Here is a 22,655-nt window from a genome sequence, read left to right as displayed (position 1 = left end):
TATACCTCATACCTCGCAAGGTGGTATACCGTATACATATATAGTAAATCATGGTAGTATAGATGTAAATATAAAATTTAGAATATTTAAATTATTAAGGGGAGGGATGTAAATTGACTAGGAATTGGTTACATGAATTAATTGATGGTTTAGGTGAAAAAAAGGTTGGGATAAGTGATGGTGATCGATTTCGCCATAGTAAAGATGAATCCTCTCACTCGCCTGTAGAGCCTGAAGTAGTTGTTTTCCCAGAAGAGAAAGAGGATATTTTATTGGCGTTAAAGCTAGCCAATACATTCGATATTCCCATCACCCCTTTTGGATCAGGATCTGGTTTAGATGGACAATCTATTCCGATTCGCAAAGGGATATCGATGAATTTCGAACGTATGAATCGTGTCATTTCTTTTCAACCTGAAGACTTGACCGTTACGGTTCAGCCAGGAGTCACAAGACTAGATTTGAATGAGGTGATTAATCCCCATGGTCTACATTTCCCCATTGACCCTGGAGCAAATGCAAGTATTGGTGGGATGGTCGCGACTAATGCCAGTGGCACGACAGCTGTCAGGTATGGGTCTATGAAGGATCAAGTGTTAAATCTAGAAATAATCTTAGCAGATGGAAAAGCAATCAAAACGGGAAGTAACGCCAAAAAGTCGTCTAGTGGGTATCACTTGAATAGTTTATTCACAGGTTCAGAAGGTACATTGGGAATCATTTCTGAAATCACGTTAAAGTTGCATGGCATCCCTGAACATACCATCGCAGCCAGCTGCACCTTTGATTCACCTAAAGCCTGCGTTGAGGCAGCCCATTCTGTCTTAATGAGCGGAGTCCCTGTCTTGAGAATGGAATTAGTCGATGCCAACAGCATTAAACAAGTCAATGAATATGGAGAGTATCATTTGCCTGTACAACATACCCTTTTCTTTGAATTTTCTGGTACTCATGTGTCAGCGAAAGACGACGCGAATATAGTCGGAAAATTAATGGAAGAATGGGGATGTGAAAATTGGAAGCATGCAAGCGGGTCAATAGAGAGAGCCACGATTTGGCGTGCACGGCACGAATTAGCTTATGCCTTCAGACATATAAAGGGAATGGCCGTATCTGGATCTGATGTGTGCGTCCCTATATCCAAACTTGCATACCTGGTTGAATTCGCACGAGAAAGAATTGAAGCAAGTGGATTGTTGGGAGGTATATTCGGTCACGTAGGGGACGGTAACTTTCATACGATTGTCGTATATAATCCAAAAGACTCCACGGAAAGGAAGCAGTCAGAGGCGATTAATAACGAACTTGTATTAAAAGCATTAGAACTAAAAGGCACTTGTACGGGTGAACATGGTGTAGGCATAGGAAAGATGAAGTACCAGGAAGCAGAACATGGCCATGCCGTCGATGTAATGAAATCGATCAAAGCATTACTAGACCCTCACTCTCGATTTAACCCCGGGAAAATGTTTGCTGGCAAAGGGGACTAAGGTCCCCTTTGCCAGTTTTTTTCTTGGAAGCGCAGGGACGGTTCTCTTGCTTCCGTTTCATCCACAACAAAACCCTCCCTACCTCCTCAACAATCCCCCCGCTAACCCTCTCTCGCCCACCATATCCATCATAAAATGAAGCATGCAACAAACATCGTCATCCCGTCCCCCCTTCTTTAATAACCATAATATCGTGATTATACTTATAACCTATCAGTATATAAATAAACAAAAATGTAATAAAATGGAGAGGTGAGTATCTTTGTGCCTCTTCAAAGAGTGTGACAGATTGCCAAGAGAAATATTATATAAAAAAGTGGTTTCTTAAAAAGCACAGTCATGAAAACCATTGAAGAAGAGAGGAAGACCCTAAATGCAAAAGAAAACATTCACATTCAAGCTGTCTGATGACGGATATTATGAGCTCCTCAAATACATGCCCTACTTTAGAAAAGTTCACTTATTTGGAATGACAGGATTGGTCGTAATCTCCATAGCATTAGTTCTCTACTGGAATCACGTGTTTCAAGAATCGGCCAGTACATCTTCCCAACTGATATTCGCACATATATTACAAGTGATGTTCCCAGCTCTATTGGCGTTAGGCTTATCCCTTGTGCAATTCTTGGTGTTCTATTTGTATTTTCACTTCCGAATCAATACCTTCCTGAAAAAATCAGCCCGACGTTTAAAAGAGAAGTATCAGCCAGCAAACGATAAGGAATATACGATTGTGTTTGATCAGAATCAAAATGTCTTCTTACTTGGAAATCGACAACATAGGATTGGTCAGAATCTTAAAGTAGTATCTACTTCTAGACATCTTCTATTTTATGATGGGGAGGGGAAGACTCAGGAGAAGTTTTATATTCCTTTGGATGGGGATAAGGAGCATCAGGAAAATGTAGCGTATATTAAGGATTACTTAAATAAAACCTCCGGGGTAAAGTACGAAGAAAAAGGAAAAAGACAATCGTGAATGTTTAATCACGGTCTTTTCCCTTTTTTAGGGTTCAAGTCATAATGTGACTATGTCTAATCTGTCCTCGTGTTATAAAAAAATTGATTGTCCAATACAGCACAGGAATGATCGAAAACATTAGAAAATACACCAATGAGTGAACATTCATTTCCAACATAACTTCCAGATTTCCTGTAGGTAACAATATGATCAGGAAATAGATCAGAGAGTGCAACAAAAGTGATTTCTTAATAAAATTTGATTTTCTGAGTAGCATCCAATCAATGAATAGGGATAATGGCAATCCAACAAGAAGCATGACTAAAAAGGTTATGGGTAAATAGATCAGATATCCTAGAAATTCAAAAACACCCTCATATACAACGTAAATTGCATTAGCGATAAAACTGCAAATGGTAAGGGATAGTAGTTTATTAAGAGGTTTATTAAATTCAATCAAAATATCCCTCCTCTTCTGATTTCATCATTAGAACAGTGTGTTGACCAAACTCATAAGTATTCTTCATTAACGTTTATCTAATTTCAGTAGAAATCGGATAAAGCCTGAAAAGTCAAGAATGGGAACGAATGCTGTGCTTTACTTTCACTTCATATTGACCCTTCACTAACCTACTCAAAACAATTTTTTGAAATTCCTTTTATTGTAATTGTTATTGTTTTTCAAGTTTAACCTTTGTAGTCGTCCCCAAAGCAAAAACCTCATAACTTAATACTCCATCTTGGTATGTCATAGTTTTAGTATCATCTGAAGATGCAAGCATAGCATTTTCCGTTTTACTATGGTCATTTTCTGAATCCCAAGTATAAGGTTCGTCTGCAGTTGTTGGAGCGGTAAAAGAGCCAGCCCAATAAAGAGATTTTGTGTCGCCGTTATCGCTTACCCAGTAGATTTCAATTGTATCATTATTGATTGTAGCAGCTTGATAAGTGTCTGAGGATTTACTATTTGTTTGCTTCCACTTACCTGTTAACTCAGGTATTTGCTTTGAAGCTTTATCGCTGTTTCCTGAACTAGTGGAACTACACCCAGAAAATAGACCTGTAAGCATTGTTACAAAAAGGGCAATGAATATCGTTTTTTTCATTTTTGGCATCCTCCTACTTTTGATTTATCTAGTCATTTTCCGACTCGAAATGCGACTTCCAATTGATCTTTTGAAGTTAACCAAGGACGGTTCCCTCTGTATGAGTAGAACAGATTCCGTCCCCACTCACTCCCTAGCTTCCCTGGTACCCTCCACCGTTCATAAACGATTTCAACTCTTCCAGATTCTCACCGTCCATCAGATAAGTCACTCCAAACGTTTCACCTTTTCCACTATGATTTAAAGCAATGTCTAAATCGTGGACAATTCTCTTCATATACATATAGGAATAATTCAGATCCAGACTGGCCGGCTTCCATTCATTCACAGCTGTTTGAGCTTCCGTCTCCCCTCCCGTGTCGTCTATATGGGCCGTTCTAACATACTGAAGATGCCCGATCGTGGCAGCAAGCTTTCTGACATTCAACAAGTCGCTTGATTTAGGTTTATCCTGAAACCTTAGGAATTCATCAACCTCATTGGATACTTTTTGTGACTTTAAATACCAATCATATTCCTTGTCAAACCCAGCTTCGACCAGAGAATCGTCCATAGGCTCCTCCAAAATTCTCTTCAAGCTCTCAACGACTCTAACGGCTTCTTCCTTATTTTCCATGAAGTTTTCCTTCATCTCAGTCTGAGCTTCTTCTTCTATAGACTTAAATGACTTCACTTCTACATTCGCTTCCTTTTCAACGGTCTTTTTTGGTTCAGATGTTTCTTCTGCTGAACAACCGACCAATACTGTGCCGATTAGAACGAATGCGGCATAATTCTTTAATTTCCCCAAACTAAATTCCTCCTATATTCCCTTTAATCTCCGTAAGCGGATAATACTCCTTTGCCCCAATTCCTCTCTCAATCATTCTTTTAATATAATTCACTTCATTCTCCAGCTACTCTAACTTATCATCACTCACTTCATAACCTCCAACGAGTTCGCCCAATTCATCTGAATAATGAATATCTATATATTAACAATACCATAATTTGGTGCAGTAAGACTTAGCAAATGAAATACTAAACGCTATGGTTAATCAATTTGGGGAACCAATGAGACAGGTAACTTGGTTTCCTTTGCCTCAAAAAAACACAGCATTCAGGACCGAATGCTGTGTTTCACTTCAGAAAATTCGTTTTAAGCTCACATCAAACCAGAAAACCACAACCCCAAAGTCGTCCCAATATAATTCCCAATAATATACCCCAACGTCCCCACTACAAGGATCGGTCCGATCAAATCCTTCCATCCTTTCGCAATGGCCATCGCAGCAGCCGTGGTCGGCCCTCCGACATTGGCATTGCTGGCCAGAAGTATCTCTTCAAGGTCATACTTTAATAGCTTTCCTGCAGTCAGTGACACAGCCATGTTCACTACGACAATAATGAACACGAATACAAGTAGCAGCGGAGCATTTTGGACAATGAGGGGAATCGATGCCGGAATACCAATCACCACAAAGAACAAGTAAATGAGGAACGTACCGATTTCCTGGCTTCCATTAATCGATTCAAAGTACTTCGGAAACAGGGCAAGTGCCAGGAATGTCAATGTCGTCAACATTAAGTACTGGTCGCCGAACAACCCATTCAGCAAGTTGAGAAAGAAAGACGTCTCCTCCCCGGAAGGAATCACTCCGTCCAGGAATTCGGCGATTTTAAACGAAACCATCACGAGCAGGAAGGCAGTCCCTACAGACAACGCAATATCCTTTAGAGAGATATCCTTCCGCTCCCAAAAGCTTTCCGCAAGAGTCTTCCCCTCTTCCTTCATTCTTCCGCTCTCCACTTTTTCCACATGAGGTGCGTTAAAGCGTCTCCTGAAAAAGCCCATGGCCGGGATCATCATCAGAACGATGAAATAAATCGCCATCATTAAATTGTCTGCGACCACGGCGGAAGACACCATTTCCCCAGGAGCTTCGAACTTTGCTGCCATGGCTGCAAAATTGACCCCGCCTCCAACATAAGAGGCACTGAGCATCGCGCCAATCTTATCAAGGACTGGTATATGATCCTTTAACAAAAAGAAACTGATGATCACCCCTGCAACGGTACCGACCGAACTGATCAAGAAAAGAATCAGAAGCCGTCCACTTTCCTGCCAGATCTTTTTAAAATTCACATGGAAAAGCAGCAGCGGAATGGCAAGCGGAATGATGAATGTCCAGACAGCATCATAAACAGGTGAGGCTGTTGGAATGACTCCCGTATTTGATAGTATAATAGCCCCGATCAGCGCAACAATCGCACCGGATATCTTCGCCGCCCAGCTGTAGCGCTGTTCTAAGTAGATACTTGCTGAAGCCCAGACTACTATAATTCCCCATAATGTTATGTAATCATCTGCTTTGATAAGTGTCCCTTCCAAAACGTTTCCTCCTTTTTACAGTTATTCTCACTATCCATATAGTACCTGTAGTAGGTGGAAAATTCAAAATATTGGTGATAGGAAGGCCCCTGCATTTTCCAACTCGTGTATACTATTTATATATCAAATCAAAACATCCGGAGGGAAAAACATTGTCTATAGCAGCCTACTCAAAGTTCAATCAATATAAAAATAAAATCCATTCATTAGCGAAACCGACCTCAAATGAATCGCTTATGAATGAAACATTCCTATTAGAAAAAGATCCAAAGAAGAAACTTGAAATCTACTATGCTCCTTTTGAACACCTAAACGAGCAGGCCAAAGTCGTCATCGTCGGGATCACCCCTGGCCTTCATCAAATGAAAAAATCATTTGAAACAGTATGGAATCTAAAAGAAGTGAACCTCACAGACGAAGACGTCTTAAACGAAGTCAAAAAGAACTCAAGCTTTGAAGGTCCGATGAGAAAGAACCTTATCACCATGTTGAATGAACTTAATCTTCCCAATTACTTAGGGATTTCATCCACAAGTGAGTTATTTGAATCATTCAGCCACCTAGTACAAACCACTTCCGTCCTCCCTTATCCCGTTTTCTATAATGGCAAGAACTACAGTGGCTCCACGCCAAACATCGTAAAGACTGAGGTCCTTAGAGAATACATACTACAATCGTTCCCGAAAGAAATGGAGCACCTAAATAACCCACTGATCGTTCCTTTAGGTGTGAACGTCTCAAAAGCCCTTACTTATCTTGCAGAACAAGGTCTTATTGATTCTACGTCCATCTTAAACGGCTTCCCTCATCCTTCTGGAGGCAATGGGCATCGGCATAGGCAGTTTGCTGAGAATAAGGAGGGGATGATGGAGAAAATGGAGGCTTATTTTAATAAGGTTCAGCTAGCTTAAGAGTGAGTCAATAAACTATGCATGGCATGCTTGTGATACAAATCATTCGGGGCACCGAATGATTTGTTCACAGGAAAATACTATCTACATATAAAAAAGCATCCTATAACAGAATGCTTCACTACATCATCTTAATCTTTCTTCAATTGTCAAAGTCGGAAAGTAGTCCCCAGAATATACGGGGACAGGTACTCCGGTCTTTTTTTCAGAAAAAAACCGCTGTACTTGTTTTTCTCGTGCACAGTCCTTAGCCGCTTCAGACTATCCAAGGAAAATAAATGGAATCATTAACATATTTTCCGGTAAGATAAAATAGACAGGTAGTTCCAGAAAAATAGAATAATAGATTGTGAGACAGGAATCGTATAAGCAATGGAGGGTAGATATGGCGTTTAAAATTCACATCATGGTTTTGTTGGTCTTTTCGTTGGCGAATTTGGTGTTTTTCATCTTTTATCCCTTAAAATATCATTTGTCTCTTCGGACACTCAGGAAAACCCTTTATACATTGTTTATAGGAGCGATATCCACCGGTTTGTTGATGGATGAACTCCAATTGTCTAATTGGGAGTTTATCTTGACCTTGACTGCAATCGTGATTTTCATGGATTTAGGCATTCTTCTCACTCCGAGCATTATGAAAATTTGGAGTGCCGAGTTTCAATACACCGATTATGTGGAAGATATTATCAAGACCAATGACAAAATCCATAAAGCTATGGTCTACCGAGTTGAAGCAGTTTCTGAAATGATCCAGAAAAACAATGAGCTTCTCTCACCCTCAAGGGGTTACACGGAACAAGAGTTAAAAAACTATCTGGATATGTATGCCGAGAAGTTCGGATTCAATGTGCAGATTCACCGGGTCCGGGGTATAGAGTTTTCAGCAGATGACGTAGATCCGGCCGTGAAAGGTGGTTTGGCTTCTGATGAGATCCAAGTACTTGTCGAAGCCTATCGCTTAACAGAAGGAATCAGGATGACAGTGGAACAAATCAAGACCATAAATAATTTTGACTTAAACAGTGAAGAAGAGGATGTAGAAAGCCTGGCACAATCAGCTGTCGTGTCCCTTGTTGATGACGAAAGCATGCTTGTACCGGTATTTATGAATACAGACCAGTTCATTATCGTCTTAAAAAAAGAAATGGGTGATGTGTTAGAGGTAGATGCGATCCACATCACCAATTTAATCTATCTCTTCTATTCGCTTTAAAACAAACCGTGGTATAATAATAGAAAGACCACTTCATTAAGGGAGGGTTTTACATGATCGGACAATTTAAAGAAAAAGATTCAAGAAAAGGGAAAGTAATCACAGTAAACGGCCGGCGGGTAAAAGTGTCAGCCACTGCTTCCAGAGTGACCCATCTATCTGAGAAATCAACGAGTAAAATGTCACGGAATGTCCAGCAGTTGAATAAAAAGGTGTTGCAATTTATCAACAATCAATAGAAGTAACAAGACTCGCAGGAAGCACAATCATGCATCCTGCTTTTTTATTTAGTAGTATACTTCTTCCCCCTCCTGAATAAGATGGATAGTAATAAAACCCTGACAGGAGGGGAAAAACATGGACAAGAACCCAAATAAGAAACCAACCCCCAAAAAAGTCACGCATCTCAAAGGCGAGACCAAAATAGATAAAAAGAATAAAGAAGCACTGAAAGTCATTAAGTCGATCAAAGGGATGTTTGGATAAGGTAGTGGATAGACAGCAGGATGTATCATCCTGCCGATGATTAAGTGATCGCTCCCAAGCTGAATGATCTGTTCAAGCCTGCATTCCATTTGGATGGGGGCCTCTTTCACACGCTTCGGCCTCACAACGACACTGTCAACCCCCGTCACCCCCGCCGCTTCAAACTCACCAACGCTGCTTGGAAGGTTTTCAGCACTCTTCTGCATTTCATTTCCAAGAAATGTAATCACGACATTAATCACAAATTCTTTCTGTCCCCGAATATTAACGAGCGTATCCTTTTCCGTCCCTTCCCTCTCTCCCACACCTGGTCCAACAGAAATCGAGAGCATAGGCGGATTCCTCGACGCCACCGAAAAAAAGCTGAACGGCGCAAGATTCAATTCTCCCGATTCGGATATGGTGGACACCCATGCGATGGAAAAACGGTGCCTGACCCCCAGCACGCTAAAGCTTTACCATGCTGGGCATCAGGCACCAATCTTTAGTTCAAGAATGTATAGTTATTATCAATTAGAGGTCCGTCCCTCTAATTCTCTTATCGCGCTGATCGCCCCTATTTTTGTACAAACAGTAGCCCCCACGCGATTGCTGATTGAAATGACGTTCTTTAATTCTTCGAAATTCTCTAGGAACGCTTTCGGATCCGGATAGTGATTGAGTTGATGCAGTGTTGCCCCAACGAATGCATCGCCCGCCCCCGTAGAATCAATGGAATGAACGGGAATGCTTGGGATGATACACGATTCCTTTCCATTTGAAACGAGTGTTCCATCCTTTCCAAGGGTGACGGCTACCGTATTGGCTCCCAGTCTATGAAAACATTCGACTCCATCTGATAAAACGGCGAATCCAGAAATGATTTTACATTCCTCTTCACTTACTTTGACGAAGTCTGCATGACTGATGCACTGCTCCGCCACCCTAACGAAGTCCCCTTCTTTCCCTTTCCATAAATCGCTACGAAAGTTCGGATCAAAGGAGATGAATTTCCCTGCTTCTTTGGCCGTTTGGATAAAGGATACGTATGCAGACTTAAAAGGATCATCCAGTAAAGCGGTAGCCGATCCGAAGTGAATGATGGAAGATTCCCTCCAGCTACTTTTATAAAGCTCTTCTTTGTTCAGATGGGCATCTGCCCCACGATTAAACACGAAATCTCTTTCCCCATCTTCTTTTAATGATACAAATGCCAGAGTCGTAGGATGATGCTCATCAAGAAGAATGGAAGAATCATCAATGGTAAGATCTTTCATAGTCTTTTTCAAAAAATGACCGAAGGGGTCATTTCCTACTTTGCTCAGGAATCTGGCGCGCCCCCCAAGTGTGGTAATGGTGGCACACACATTAGCCGGAGCCCCCCCTGCTTGCTTGGAAAAATGTTGTCCTTGAGCCAGGTCTGTATTGATATCAGTACAAAAGAAATCGATGAGCAGTTCACCGATACATAAGATCGAAGAGTCATTCATGCTCTCGCCCTTCCTTTCCCCAGATAGAGGAAAGCTCGGTAACCGAGAGCTCTTCTACCTTGGCACTCCCTCCATTGGCAGTGAGAGAAAGGGTGTGGTTCGTTCCCTTTGGGAAGATCAGGTTGGTTAATACTCCCCGTCCTCCCTGTGCAAATACCTCTAAGGAAGATGAGTCCAGGAATAACTGAAGGTTGAGTATATCGTCCATTAATGCCACAGGACATTCGGAAATTCCCGGAAATGAATCCGAAAACTCATGTTCTCCTGACTGAGTCCGATCGACCGTTAACAATTGGTTAATTCGATTGTACCGGATACTCGTTTTCTCATCGGATGAATGGTGGATCGTCAAACTGAACTCCTCTGCCTCTTTCAACGTTACAGCCAGATTCACTTCCACTAATTCATGATTCACATCCATTAAGGATGCTTCTTCCGTTACCTCTATTGCTTTAGTGACCTTTGATTCTTTTCTGATTCCGCTGATTTCGGATACAGGTTTTTGTAAAAGCTGAACACCATCTGCATTAGAAATCAAAGTCAATTCTCGAGGCAGCGTCATGGCTCCTCTCCATGTTTCAGTTGGTACCTGATTTGCATATCTCCAGTTGTTCATCCATCCAAGATAGATGCGTCTTCCGTCCTTTTCAGGAATATCAGACCAGCTCACTCCCGCATAATTGTCCCTTCCGTGATCAAGCCAGAGGATGGTGTCCGCATTATGATGGTTGATGAACGTCTTGCCGTCAAAGTCCCCAATAAAGTACTGTGTCCTCGACCCTTCCTTGAAATCGGGATTGTCACCAATGCTCACCAGCATCACCCATTTCACATGATCCGGATTTCCGTCGACCATAAGTGGAAACAGATCCGGGCATTCCCATACTCCGAAATGGGCTCCTTCGTCCTGGCCGAATTCACTGGCGAACTCCCAGTCGATCAAATTAGGTGACGTATAAATGGTAATCGTCTGACCTGTCGCCAGCACCATGACCCAAATTTCAGATTCCTCATGCCAAAATACTTTGGGATCCCGGTAATCGGTAATGTCTTCATCTGACAGAACAGGGTTTCCCTCATATTTCTCCCACGTCCTGCCTTGATCAAGACTATAGACCAGACTTTGCCTCTGTCTTGGACGATCGGAATCCGGATATGTGCCCGCACTTGTATAAATGGCGACGAGCCCCCCATTCCCCTCTTCAAAGAAACCCGATGTATTCTTCCAATCCACCACGGCGCTTCCAGAGAAAATAGCCCCATGCTCATCGGGATAAAGAGCGATCGGCAGCTCATCCCAATGGATCAAATCACGGCTAACCGCATGCCCCCAGTGCATTGGTCCCCACGTGGTTCCATGTGGATGATATTGAAAGAAGAGATGATATTCCCCTTCGAAATAGACCATCCCATTCGGATCATTCAGCCATTTTTCCTTCGGGGAAAAATGAAATTGTGGACGATAGGTTTCTGAATAAAGGCTCATTTTTTCTTGATAATGATTCGTCATATGGATTCTCCTTTTGCATTTGAAAGGCTGCACGATTGCCTGGGCAAGGTACAGCCTGAATGTCATTATGATTGGTTACGGTCATATCCATTCTGCTTTATTTTCAGCCACTCCTGTAACCCGAGGCGGTCGAGTTCTTTCAAGTAATCCGCCCATTCTTCATCGGCTTTCCCGTTTGTGATCCATTCCGCCTTCTTACGCTGCACATAAGCAAGCAAATCGGTCTCGATCTTCGAAAGCTTATCTAACTCCTCAAGGGAGAAGAATACTTTTGGATAGATGTTATCCGCCTTCATATCTGGTACCATGACATCCTTCATGAGCCCCAGTCTCCAGGCAGCATCGTCCGGTTTTGTCGTCACGGGTCCATAGTATTCGTCCAAGATTGCCAGTGGACCGCCTACGGATGTCTTTTCCCTGAGCTCAACAGGAGCCGTTCCTTCTAATGGAAGGTGCTTTAATGAATTGCTGGCACTATCCATTTCGAAGATGTTCTGCTGTTTGTCATCCCCATATGTTCCCCAGTTATTCTGAACCGATTGTAGCGGGTTATAGAATTGATCGATCCATTTCGCCGTCAGTTCAAGGTTCTCGTTCGCACTCGTGATGACCATTCTGTTCCGGTCAAATCCCATACCGTTCGTTCTTGCCACATTCTTCGTTCCATCAGGTCCTTCAAGGGCCGGCATAAGGTCATATCGATCGTTCATACCCGTGATATTGGCTTTATCCCATGTGAAGTACATGCCGTAGCGTCCTTCTTTCCCTTTCGACAGGTAGGTGTTCCAATCCTGTTCAAACGCTTCTACGTCAATCAAATCTTCTTTATATAATTCATTCAAATAATTGATGGCATCCTTATACCCTTCGTCGGCTGCCGTCAGCTTCACTTCGCCGTCGTTGGTGACGACCGTGTGATCCCAGTTCTCACCGAGTCCGAATGAACCGAACAAGAAGGACACATCTTCACCTCCATGGTTGATGATGAAAGACATCGGGATTTCATCTGCCTCTCCATTCCCGTTAGGATCCTGTGTCTTAAATGCTTTCAGGACTTCTTTAAGTTCATCGGTTGTTTTCGGCATCTCAAGCCCCAGTTTATTCAGCCATTCGACATTGATCCAAGGGAAGTCATCAACAGAGTGGATGCTTTCCTTCCCTGAACCAAGCTCTTCAATCCAAGGAAAGGAATAAATATGTCCATCCGGTGCCGTCATCATCGAACGATATTCAGGCGCAGCGTCCAAGACCTTTTTCAGGTTGGGCATATGCTCATCAATCAGATCCTCAACAGGAACGATCGCCCCATCCTTCGCAAGCTTCAACAGCTCATAGTCACTGTATCCCGCATTCATGATCGCGTCTGGAAGCTCGCCGCTCGCGACAGCCAGATTCCGTTTTTCATTGAAGGTTTCCCCTGCTGTATAATTGGTCCAGTCGATCTTCACTCCTGTTTCTTCCTGGAGCCTTTTGAAGATCAGCTTTTCATTTGGATCATCTGGAGCAAGTGGTGAGCTCGATGTCATCATCTTAAGCGTCACTTGTTCCTCTAACGGAAACTTCACATTTTCCAGTTCATAATTCTCAGAAGAAGCACTTTCACTGTTGTTGCTGCACCCTGCTGCAAGCAGCATGCCAGACATTAGAATCGCCGACATTGTCTTCGTCTTTTTCCCCATTGTTAAACCCCCATTGATAAAATATAGATTATTTTAAAGATCCCACCATTACACCTTTTTCAAAGTATTTCTGGAAGAATGGATACATAATGATCAGCGGTAAGCTCGCTAATACGATGGATGAATACTTGATCATCTCTGAAATTCTTTGGAGTTCCGCAGCAGCCTGCTGGTCAGCGATCATTCCCGGCTGCACCTCATTCTGGATGAGGATCGATCGCAGAACGAGCTGTAACGGGTACAAATCCCGGTCTTCAAGGTAGATCATCGCATCGAAATATGAATTCCATTGTGCGATGAACGCATAGAGCGCAATGACAAAGATAATCGGTTTCGATAATGGAAAGACGATATTCAAGAAAATCTTGAACTCCGAAGCCCCGTCGATCCGTGCTGCTTCCTTCAACTCATTAGGAATCGACTTGAAATACGTTCTTGCAAGGATAATGAACCAAACGTTGATGGCATTGGGAAGGATGATCGCCCAGATCGTGTTCAGCATCCCTAAGTCCTTCACCACCATATACGTCGGGATCAACCCTCCGTTGAAGAACATCGTAATGAGAAAGAACACCATGATGAACTTTCGTCCGACAAGTCCTTCAGCCGAGAGGGAATAGCCGGCAAAGATGCAGACACTCACGGTGATGAGGGTGAATCCGACAGAATAGAGAATCGAGTTGATGAATCCTTTGACAATGGTCCCGTCCTCAAAAATTCGTTTATATCCCTCGAGCGTCCAATCCGAACCGCTGATGAGAAATCCTTTTTTCACGAGAACATTCGGCTCAAGAACCGAAGATAGTAGAACGTACATCAAAGGGAACAGAACGATGATTACGACTCCCCCAAGCAGGATTTTGTTAATGAAAAGAATGAGTTTATCACTCCTGGTGTATTGGTACATCTCGTTTCCCCCTTTCTATAAAAGACCTTCACCTTCGTTTAATTTCTTGACTACACGGTTGACGAAAACCAATAAGATGACGTTGATGACGGCATTGAACAACCCTACTGCCGTGGCGAATGAATAGTCACCGGCCTGCAGCCCCCGCTTGTATACATAGGTCGAAATGATTTCCGAGGTTGGCAGATTCATAGACGTCTGTAACAGATAAGCTTTCTCAAATCCAATCGCCATGATGCCTCCTGCAGCTAAGATAAATAGAACCGCCATGACAGGCTTCAATGTCGGTAGATCGATGTGCCAGATACGCTGCAGCAGGGACGCCCCATCTACGGTTGCTGCATCGTGGAGCTGGGGATCCACATTGGCGAGTGCTGCCACATAGATGATGGATGCCCACCCTGCACCTTGCCAAACCCCTGACCAGATATAGATGCTTCTGAAGGCATCGGGATCAGACATGAACGAAATCGGCTTATCCGTAAATACCGACAGCACCGCATTAATGGGGCCGGTAGGTGATAGGAAGAGAAAGATCATCCCCGAGATGACGACGACCGAGATGAAATGCGGTGCATACAGGATGAGTTGTACATTTTTCTTTACTCCTGCTTTTCGGAGCTGATTCAGCATGAGTGCAAGGATGATGGGAATCGGAAATCCGATCAGTAGCTCGAAGGAACTTAATTTCAACGTATTGATCAGGATATCCATGAAATTCGGAGACGATAGAAAGTCCGAAAAGTGTTTCAACCCCACCCATTCACTGCCATTGATCCCCCTGATGGGACTGAAATCCTTAAAGGCGATGGATGCGCCATACATGGGAACATATTTGAAAATGATCGTAAGAATGATGGCTGGTGCAAGAAACAAATAGAGAATATAGTTTTTCTTCATATAATGGAGCTTTGATTTGAGTTTCGAATTTTTCTGTGTTTCCGTTATGACTGCTGTATCTGCCTTCGCAAGTTCTTGCAATCGTTTGACCCCCTTTAAAAAAAATCAAGTTGTGTGTTATACAATGACCTGCCTGTTGAGTTCACTTTACTAGAATCCTAGAATGAAAACGTTTACTATCTTCGGATGAAATAGTTTAAATTTTTTGGAAGTTCACCGCACAAAAAAACCTCCGGCGTCTGCCAAAGGTTTCTACTCCAAATCATTCAGTTCTTCATTAATCGTTCTTACCGCCTTATCTGCTGACGTTTTGACGTCTTTCCCTCCGATCCCCACGTCTTCAAATAACGTTTTGACCGCTTCACTCACGACTGGATAAGCAGGGGTAATCGGTCGATTCCTTGAGTACTTTTGTGCCTGTTCAACAAAAATATTCTTAGGGTACTCATTGAATTCAGGAAAGGCTTCGGCAACAGAATATCGCGCAGGAACATCTCCGGTGATCTCCACATACTTTTTCGCTCCTTCAAAGCTGGTGACATATCGGACAAACTCCCATGCTTCATCGGGATAGTCGGTTTCAGACGATATACCGAGGGACCACCCTCCGTTTGGAACCGCCTGTTCGCTCCCTTTCGGCAGGGGGGTAATGCCGAAGTCCTCACCCAGTCGGAAATCAGGATTCATACTACTGAGACTCTCTACCATCCAGGAACCGAGGACGGTCATGCCGAGCTTATCGGTTTCCAATGCCTCCTCGGGAAGTTCGACCTTTGCCACCCGGTGTTTCTGATAGAGATCCTGATAAAACTGCAGGGCTCTCAGGGAAGCCGGGGAGTTCAAATATCCACTCGCTGTCTGATTGTCCGGATCCAGGACATCTCCTCCAAATTGCCAAAGGATAGGCATCTTGAAGTAGGAAGGTGACTCCCCATCCGGGAATCCTTGAGCCGGGTCGATCCCCGTGATGTCAGGTGATAAAGCAGAGATCTTCTTAGCTGCCTCGAGAACCTCCTCCCATGTCATCGGGTCATGTGGATTTTTGGAAGGGAGGGATACCCCTGCTTTTTCGAACAAGTGGATATTATAAAAAAGGGCGACACTCGACTCTGCAACGGGTGATAAATAGATTTTATCCTCGTATGTGATCCCCTTTAACGTAGGGGCTGCGAGATCCTCGATATGACCTTCCTGTTTCATATAATCGTCCAGGGACATCAGTCCACCCGCACTGGCATAAAGGGCGAGAGTAGGCGTATCGATCGTCAAGATATCAGGTGGATCACCTGCTGCCATTTCGGTTCTTAGTTTCAACTCATAATCACCATATGGTACAGGAATCATCTTCACTTCGATCGTAGGATGCTCCCTATTAAAGTCTTCCACCAGCTCTTCATATGCCTGATTCTCAAGCTCTGTCCCTTTGTTTCTCCAGAATGTCAGGTGGATTTTGACTTGTTCATCTTGTATTTCACCAGCCTTATCCCTGCTGCTTTCCTTGAAGGAGGTGAAAGAGAAGATGCTGTAAATGCCGGCTGTCAACATGAGTAGCGCAGCGAGAACATAGATAATGGGCAATTTATACTTCACCGTACCTCCCCCTTTTCCACAGCCATGGATTTCCGGTAATCAAGTGGCTTTTGCCCAAACCGTTTCTTAAACACCGTACTGAAATATCCGGAATTGGAATAGCCGACAAGATGGGCAATTTCGATGACCTTTAACTGTTCATCCATCAACAGGGAACGGGCTTTTTCCATTCGGAGATTCACGAGATAATCGCTGAAATTCTGTCCTACCAGTTCTTTGAACATCTCCGATAAATAGGCCGAGTTGATATGGAATTGATCAGCAAGGGAGGTAAGTGAAATTTCATTGGTGTAATGCCTGTCCATATACCGCCTTACATTCTCCACGATGGCAATGCCATTAGAGGAATGGCGGGTTTCACTCACCTTTTCCGCAATCATTCTTGCAAGGTCCAACAGTTCTCCTTTAACCCGGTCACGGGAAGTCAGTTCCCATATCCCCAGTTGACAATTCCACATCTTCTTCTTCAAATCATCGGTATATAGATCATATTTTCTTGCCATGGACCCAAGCATGAAGAGCACCCGGCTTGCTGCAAAGGAATACGACATCACGGATTGCCGGTCGCATTCAGCAAGAGTTGTCAGAAGATGTTTTTTGAAGCTCTCGAAATCCCCCTGCTCCATACTGTTTGACAACTTCCATTCTGCATCCTCAGTGAACTCGGCGGTCTGTTTACTCGATGTCCCGTCGATGAGCTGGGACATGATATCAGCTGAACTTTGGCTCCAGGAAAGAAGGGCCGAAATATATCCGTTCTTTAATTGTGATAAGCCCCTGACCACTTTCCCCAGTCCGATGACCGTTTCAAGATTGAGATAGGCGCTGACATTCTTTTGTAGCTCCTGAACAAAGTGAGGGACTTGATCTCCCCCTGAATGATGATGACACAAAAAATGAATCATATTCGGATAACTAGCGTCATAGAAGGACATGATGCCTTCATGCTCATAGGATAATTCTCTGCACAACATCTTGAACGGCAGAAACAAATCCCTCACTTGTTCGGAATCACTACTTCGAATCTCTACGGTAATGAACTGGACGACAGCGTCCTCACCTGCCAGCACATCGAGCTTCAACTGACTCAGTCTCTCCCTTGAAATATTCTTCTCCGCCCATTCATCTTTCACCAAATGAAGCAGGTACTGCTCCCTCATTTCCTCGGCGTGGAATTGGTTCATTCTATCCGTTTCCATCCTTCTCTGCTTCTCCACTTCAATCTCGCCCTTACTTTTTCTAAGGGCAGCCGTCAATTCCTCGGGATCGACCGGCTTAAGCAGATAATCCTTTACTCCTTCGACCAAAGAGGAACGGACATACTCGAAATCTGCGTAACCCGACAGGACGATTACCTTGATCTCCGGATACTTACCCGATAACGCTTTCACAAGTTGCATCCCGTCCATGACCGGCATCCTGACATCGGTCAGGACAAGATCAGGCATCACCTCTTCAATGACCTGTAACGCTTCCTTACCATTCGAGGCTTCACCGGCAATAAAGAAGCCTTCTTCTTCCCAATCCACTTTCCAATTCAACCCTCTTCGGATTTGAATCTCATCATCGACCAGAATCACTTTCAGCATGAAGATCCCCCTCTCCACTTTTTATGCGCAAGACAATGGTTGTACCTATATTCTCTTTAGATGTAATGTGATAGGTGAAATGTTCTCCGTAATATAGCTTCAAACGTCCCAGGACATTTTTAAGCCCTATGCTTCGTCCTTTGCTTTCAAGTACTTGACTGGTTTCATGACGACTCAGGTCACGTTCCAACTCTTCCACAATAGACTCAGGGATCCCTATTCCATTGTCCTCAATCACAATTTCCACCCAGTCATCCATTTTCTTCGTCGCAATGCGAAGAACGGCCTCGGTTTTTTCTATGAAGCTATATTTCACAGAATTCTCCACAAGTGGCTGGATGATAAACTTGATGATCGGGAGCGTAGAGGCTTCAGGATCTTCCTCAATGGAAACGGAAAGAGCCTCTTCATAGCGCAGCTTCAGAATTTCCATAAACCTCCGTATATAGGTCATTTCTTCTCCGAGGGTCACCATGTCCGATTCCGTATTGAGGGAATAGCCCATAATCCTCCCTAAATGGATTGTGACATCGATCACCTCTTTGTTCTTCCCTTGAGCTGCGAGACCACCGATGGTTTCCAGTGTATTATTGAAGAAATGGGGATTGATTTGCAGGAGCAGCGCCTTGTATTCCGCATCCCGTCTGCGGATATTGGCTTCATATTCCGTTTCGATCAGAGTGTCGAGGCGGTCGGTTGTCTGGCCGAACACATCTACCACATAACCAATCTCATCATTTGCTGTCTTTATGGAAGGAATCAATTGCTTCGCTTTCTTAAATTCTCCCTTTTCAACCAGCTTCATGGCACCGGTCAATTTCCCCAAAGGCTTTACGATAGTTGAAGAGAAAAGATAAGACGCCATGATCGTCAATAAGAATATCCATCCACTCGTCAAAAGGAGATTCCTCTGAAGCTCATTAATCTGAGAGAACAGTTCGGACTTGGTAATTTCACTGACCAGCACCCAGTCTCCTACTCTTGCCTTCTGATAGAAAATCATATACTCTTCTTTCTTGAAAGGGACCTCTATTAATCCCGAGCTATTATTCTCCGTCTTAATGGTCTTTAAGCTTTCTTCTATTACATTCTCCGGTGTATCGACGCTGCCAGTAAGCACATTTCTTCCGAGGCTGTCGAGGAGATACACTCTCCCCTTCTCACCCAGCTTGATCTTGCTTAGAGCATTCTCAAGAAGGGACGATGGAAAGTTCACCTTGATCACGCCGGATAAATCAAGGGTATTGATATCAAAGAGTGGCAGAAGGTAACTGTTCACCTGATCCGCCATCAGATCATTATGAGATCGAAGCCAACGTCGATCATCTTTATAGAATTCATCAAACCAAATGGTTTTCTCCAGAGGTGGAAGATTCCCGGCAGTCCCCGTCCCATCATTGAGGTAAACCGCTACGGACATCGACTTGGAATTGTTGATCATCATCGAAGATAACTCCGCCTTTAACTGGTTCTTCATCAGGAGACGTTCAGCATCTGTTGCCTTCCTTTCATCCTCCTCGGACTTGATCCATTCCTGAGTCGTAGGGTTCACCAGTACCTGCTTTCCTAAATCCTCTGCCTGCGACGTGATCGAATCAATATACAGGGAATACTGCTCCATCATTTCAATCGTCGAACTCGTCGTACGTTCCTCCATGATGGACGTAAACCAGTTCGGAATCAGAATCGACAGAACAAGAAAAGGAAAGGTCAGCAGCAAAGTGAAGATCATAAATAATCGGTTGCGAAGTGAGAAAAACATGTGGCCTCCATGGTTAATGCAGAATAGGATTCTATTGTTAGAAAAGTGAAACTACTATTCTACTAAATTTACCATAGAATGGGTGGGGTTAAAAAGGAGAAAATTAAGAAGCACAGGGACGGTTCTCCTGCTTCCATCAGCATCCTTATACTATGCACAAAAGCAAAAAGACCGTCGTAAATGTCTCAATGCCGGTCTTTTTCTTCATATAAATGTATGTTTCTTTTTTTTAATAAAGAGTGTCTGCCCTTTAAACGTCAACATTTTTCTATCTTGAATGTCAGACACCCGTTCCTGTTTAAGATTTCATTCCGTCAAATGTTGAACGGAGTAATCCGAACCTTGTTTATTCATTGTTTACTTAACCAACCTTCGAATGTCTTAAGTATAACCACCTGCATTAGAGATAACCTATCTTATGGAGGTGCTCAACATGAGTCGTAAATTTGAGAAAAATCTTATAAGATTGCTTTATTTCTTTGGTATTGGTTCCTTTATTTACTTAATTAAAAAACCACTTGCAAAGGACTGGCTCCTTGTTTTCTTAATTAAAAGTTATTATGCATCCTTGGTCGATCAACTAGTTGTAAGTAAAGGTTATGTTAAATATCCCACCCGATTTCCAAAACGAGTGAGAGCAAGTTTGGTTTTTGATTACATACTTTTCCCAATCTCTTGTGTCATTTATAATCAACTGACGAAGGATTCTCGCATGATTCAGTGCCTTCTAAAAGTTCTGTATTTCAGTGTACCAATGACGATTACTGAGCTATGGCTAGAAAAAAATACTCAGCTTGTTAAATATAAAAAGGGGTGGAACTGGAAAACCACTTTCTTTTCTCTTTCTTTTTCCTTTTTATTGGTCAGATTTTCAATGTCTGTTATAAGAAGTCTCTTCAATAATAAATACGATCTTTCTAAAGATGGAGGTTCATAATCAAGAGAGGGAGTAGAAGCTCTTGATATGCATGAACAAACATCAGCATTTATGGTGAAAAAAATGGGTTCAAATTTGAGATACAAACGAACAAATTCAATTTAGATTTAAATAATATCGATACAGCATTGAACTTACCCACTCTATAAAAAAATGGAACAGTTTAGAATTACAACCTAAACTGTTCCTAACAAACGATTTCCATCCTATTTTGACCTCAAGATTTTTATTATCAAATGGTAGGAGCAGGTAATTCACCAATTTTCATACGGAGTAAACTATAGGGTTTTTGTCGCAGGTCTTTTCCATAATGAAATCTTGCCTGCCGGTGTAATTGGTTTACAATGACATATAAGTATCCATCGGGACCAATCGAAAAAGTATCCGGCCATAAAATTCTCGGGTCATGTGCGATGGTTTCCATTGTGCCATTTGGCCATATCTTTCGGATACTATTATTCTCATAATCCCCAGCATAAACGGCCCCTTTTGCATCTGTAATCATTCCATCAGATGCACCTTTTTCTCCCCAATACTCCACATGATAAGGTAAATCCATGTCCGGTATATTTCTGTCTCTCAGGGCTTCTGTTGGGATCGAGTATAGATGACGGCTTGTTAGTGGACAAAAATATAATACCTTTCCATTGGGAGAAATCGCAATACCGTCAGACGCTAATCTAAATGGAGAAGTTCCGCCATCTTTATTTCGATTCATCAACACTTTTCCTTCTACTTTCGGTATAAAATAGGGATCGGGTGAAGTTGAATTTGCTCCAGTTAACCGTCTAAACGCCTTGCCATTTTCTAAATCTAAAACGATAATACCTCCTGGTCCTTTGGAAGAAGAATCCGTTATATAGGCATAACCAGCGTTTCCAACACGAAAATCAAATCGGACATCATTAAGGTAAGTTGTTGGCAGGACTACATCTTCTGTAAAGGTATACACTCTTCTAATGGTATTGGTTTTTAAATCAACAGCCACTAATTTTGCCCCACCTTTAATTGGTTCAGAAAAATTTGGGGCCGCTGTATCTAATACCCAAAGCGTTCCCCTTCCATCCACCACTACACTTTGGACACTGATGAAAGTCGTTCTGATATTCCCAGCGTTAGCCAAATTGGTTTGTAAGGTAGGGTAAGGCTGCAATTTATCTTCAACAATTTCGGCAACCGTAAATCGAACATCGTCTCCCCACTTCGGAAAACAAATGAAAATACGACCAGTTTCCGAAACACTAACACCTGTAGGCATAGCTCCATTAAATGTATGAACTAGTTCAAACTTACCGAAATATTTTTCACTAGGTAACATAAGCTTCATATTCCCTCCTCCAGCATTCAAACGGGATATCACCTATATATGTTGTAACCTTTTTCTAGTGCCTGTTTTTTAGTAAATTATCGAAGCACGGGTAAGCACAGGGACGATTCTCCAGCTTCCATTTCACCCACCTAAACCTCACTTCACCCAACTCCCCCCACTAACCCTCTCCCTCCCAATCAATCCCCCATCCTCCACCACACCCACCATATCCATCATCACCGCAAACCCCTGATCCACCCCACTCAACACCCCCGCCTCCTTACACCCCTCCCACAACTCCCTATAACTCACCAACACATACCCATCCTCGCGCCTCTCCCGCTCCTCACCCAGCAACCCCACCAACACCCCATACACCTTCAAACTCTCAATTCGCAACTCCAACTCATTCCCCTTCGCATACTCCGTCACTAACATCCCATTCCCTCCCCATTTATCATC

20 protein-coding genes are annotated in these 22,655 nt (G+C 43.0%); 6 read left to right on the top strand and 14 right to left on the bottom strand.

The genetic code is table 11. The features are described 5' to 3' along the window. Nucleotides 1-113 precede the first annotated feature (113 nt). Nucleotides 114-1,490: an FAD-binding oxidoreductase gene (locus P8596_RS04575; RefSeq protein WP_279726138.1), complete on the top strand. Its 1,377-nt coding sequence runs from the start codon at nt 114-116 to the stop codon at nt 1,488-1,490. A gap of 373 nt (nt 1,491-1,863) precedes the next feature. Continuing rightward, nucleotides 1,864-2,469, top strand: coding sequence for a hypothetical protein (locus P8596_RS04570; RefSeq protein WP_279726136.1), 606 nt, complete (start codon nt 1,864-1,866; stop codon nt 2,467-2,469). Nucleotides 2,470-3,122: 653 nt separating this feature from the next. On the opposite strand, the gene P8596_RS04565 is transcribed toward P8596_RS04570, so the two are convergent. The 3 genes from P8596_RS04565 to P8596_RS04555 all read right to left on the bottom strand — a co-directional run bounded on the left by P8596_RS04565 (nt 3,123) and on the right by P8596_RS04555 (nt 5,928). After that, nucleotides 3,123-3,557, bottom strand: coding sequence for a hypothetical protein (locus P8596_RS04565; RefSeq protein WP_279726134.1), 435 nt, complete (start codon nt 3,555-3,557; stop codon nt 3,123-3,125). Between the two features lie 133 nt (nt 3,558-3,690). Then, nucleotides 3,691-4,347: a hypothetical protein gene (locus P8596_RS04560; RefSeq protein ID WP_279726133.1), complete on the bottom strand. Its 657-nt coding sequence runs from the start codon at nt 4,345-4,347 to the stop codon at nt 3,691-3,693. Nucleotides 4,348-4,701: 354 nt separating this feature from the next. After that, on the bottom strand, nt 4,702-5,928 hold the full coding sequence (locus P8596_RS04555; protein WP_279726132.1) for a DUF819 family protein: 1,227 nt from the start codon (nt 5,926-5,928) through the stop codon (nt 4,702-4,704). 152 nt (nt 5,929-6,080) lie between these two features. Between P8596_RS04555 and P8596_RS04550 the strand changes: the two genes are divergently transcribed. The 3 genes from P8596_RS04550 (at nt 6,081) to P8596_RS04540 (ending at nt 8,294) form a co-directional block, all read left to right on the top strand. Further along, complete coding sequence (locus P8596_RS04550; protein ID WP_279726131.1) at nt 6,081-6,839, top strand: hypothetical protein; 759 nt, start codon at nt 6,081-6,083, stop codon at nt 6,837-6,839. A 385-nt stretch (nt 6,840-7,224) separates the two neighbouring features. Further along, nucleotides 7,225-8,055, top strand: coding sequence for a type II toxin-antitoxin system SpoIISA family toxin (locus tag P8596_RS04545; RefSeq protein ID WP_279726130.1), 831 nt, complete (start codon nt 7,225-7,227; stop codon nt 8,053-8,055). 53 nt (nt 8,056-8,108) lie between these two features. Beyond that, nucleotides 8,109-8,294: a hypothetical protein gene (locus P8596_RS04540; protein WP_279726129.1), complete on the top strand. Its 186-nt coding sequence runs from the start codon at nt 8,109-8,111 to the stop codon at nt 8,292-8,294. A gap of 48 nt (nt 8,295-8,342) precedes the next feature. Here the strand turns inward: P8596_RS04540 and P8596_RS04535 are convergent, their stop codons facing one another. The 9 genes from P8596_RS04535 to P8596_RS04495 all read right to left on the bottom strand — a co-directional run bounded on the left by P8596_RS04535 (nt 8,343) and on the right by P8596_RS04495 (nt 19,947). Further along, nucleotides 8,343-8,987: a flavin reductase family protein gene (locus P8596_RS04535; RefSeq protein ID WP_279726128.1), complete on the bottom strand. Its 645-nt coding sequence runs from the start codon at nt 8,985-8,987 to the stop codon at nt 8,343-8,345. A 63-nt stretch (nt 8,988-9,050) separates the two neighbouring features. Then, nucleotides 9,051-10,010: a carbohydrate kinase family protein gene (locus P8596_RS04530; RefSeq protein WP_279726127.1), complete on the bottom strand. Its 960-nt coding sequence runs from the start codon at nt 10,008-10,010 to the stop codon at nt 9,051-9,053. Beyond that, on the bottom strand, nt 10,003-11,520 hold the full coding sequence (locus tag P8596_RS04525; RefSeq protein WP_279726126.1) for a glycoside hydrolase family 32 protein: 1,518 nt from the start codon (nt 11,518-11,520) through the stop codon (nt 10,003-10,005). Before P8596_RS04525 ends, P8596_RS04530 begins: the two co-directional genes overlap by 8 nt. A 65-nt stretch (nt 11,521-11,585) precedes the next feature. Continuing rightward, nucleotides 11,586-13,199: an ABC transporter substrate-binding protein gene (locus P8596_RS04520; protein WP_279726125.1), complete on the bottom strand. Its 1,614-nt coding sequence runs from the start codon at nt 13,197-13,199 to the stop codon at nt 11,586-11,588. A 28-nt stretch (nt 13,200-13,227) separates the two neighbouring features. After that, complete coding sequence (locus P8596_RS04515; RefSeq protein WP_279726124.1) at nt 13,228-14,106, bottom strand: carbohydrate ABC transporter permease; 879 nt, start codon at nt 14,104-14,106, stop codon at nt 13,228-13,230. A 15-nt stretch (nt 14,107-14,121) separates the two neighbouring features. Then, nucleotides 14,122-15,087 (bottom strand): ABC transporter permease, encoded by a 966-nt coding sequence (locus P8596_RS04510; protein ID WP_481900318.1) that lies wholly within the window; start codon nt 15,085-15,087, stop codon nt 14,122-14,124. Between the two features lie 171 nt (nt 15,088-15,258). Beyond that, nucleotides 15,259-16,596, bottom strand: coding sequence for an ABC transporter substrate-binding protein (locus P8596_RS04505; RefSeq protein ID WP_279726123.1), 1,338 nt, complete (start codon nt 16,594-16,596; stop codon nt 15,259-15,261). Next, nucleotides 16,593-18,185 (bottom strand): response regulator transcription factor, encoded by a 1,593-nt coding sequence (locus tag P8596_RS04500; RefSeq protein WP_279726122.1) that lies wholly within the window; start codon nt 18,183-18,185, stop codon nt 16,593-16,595. Before P8596_RS04500 ends, P8596_RS04505 begins: the two co-directional genes overlap by 4 nt. After that, nucleotides 18,160-19,947, bottom strand: a complete 1,788-nt coding sequence (locus P8596_RS04495) for a sensor histidine kinase (protein WP_279726120.1) — start codon at nt 19,945-19,947, stop codon at nt 18,160-18,162. The genes P8596_RS04500 and P8596_RS04495 overlap by 26 nt, the downstream gene beginning before the upstream one ends. A gap of 433 nt (nt 19,948-20,380) precedes the next feature. Between P8596_RS04495 and P8596_RS04490 the strand changes: the two genes are divergently transcribed. Beyond that, complete coding sequence (locus P8596_RS04490; protein WP_279726117.1) at nt 20,381-20,884, top strand: CBO0543 family protein; 504 nt, start codon at nt 20,381-20,383, stop codon at nt 20,882-20,884. Nucleotides 20,885-21,116: 232 nt separating this feature from the next. On the opposite strand, the gene P8596_RS04485 is transcribed toward P8596_RS04490, so the two are convergent. Continuing rightward, nucleotides 21,117-22,211, bottom strand: a complete 1,095-nt coding sequence (locus P8596_RS04485) for an L-dopachrome tautomerase-related protein (RefSeq protein WP_279726116.1) — start codon at nt 22,209-22,211, stop codon at nt 21,117-21,119. A 138-nt stretch (nt 22,212-22,349) separates the two neighbouring features. After that, complete coding sequence (locus P8596_RS04480) at nt 22,350-22,631, bottom strand: hypothetical protein (RefSeq protein ID WP_279726114.1); 282 nt, start codon at nt 22,629-22,631, stop codon at nt 22,350-22,352. Between the last annotated feature and the right edge of the window lie 24 nt (nt 22,632-22,655).

It is taken from the genome of Rossellomorea sp. DA94, from assembly GCF_029834455.1.
Classification (GTDB): domain Bacteria; phylum Bacillota; class Bacilli; order Bacillales; family Bacillaceae_B; genus Rossellomorea; species Rossellomorea vietnamensis.
This window is presented reverse-complemented; position numbering and strand designations above follow the sequence as displayed.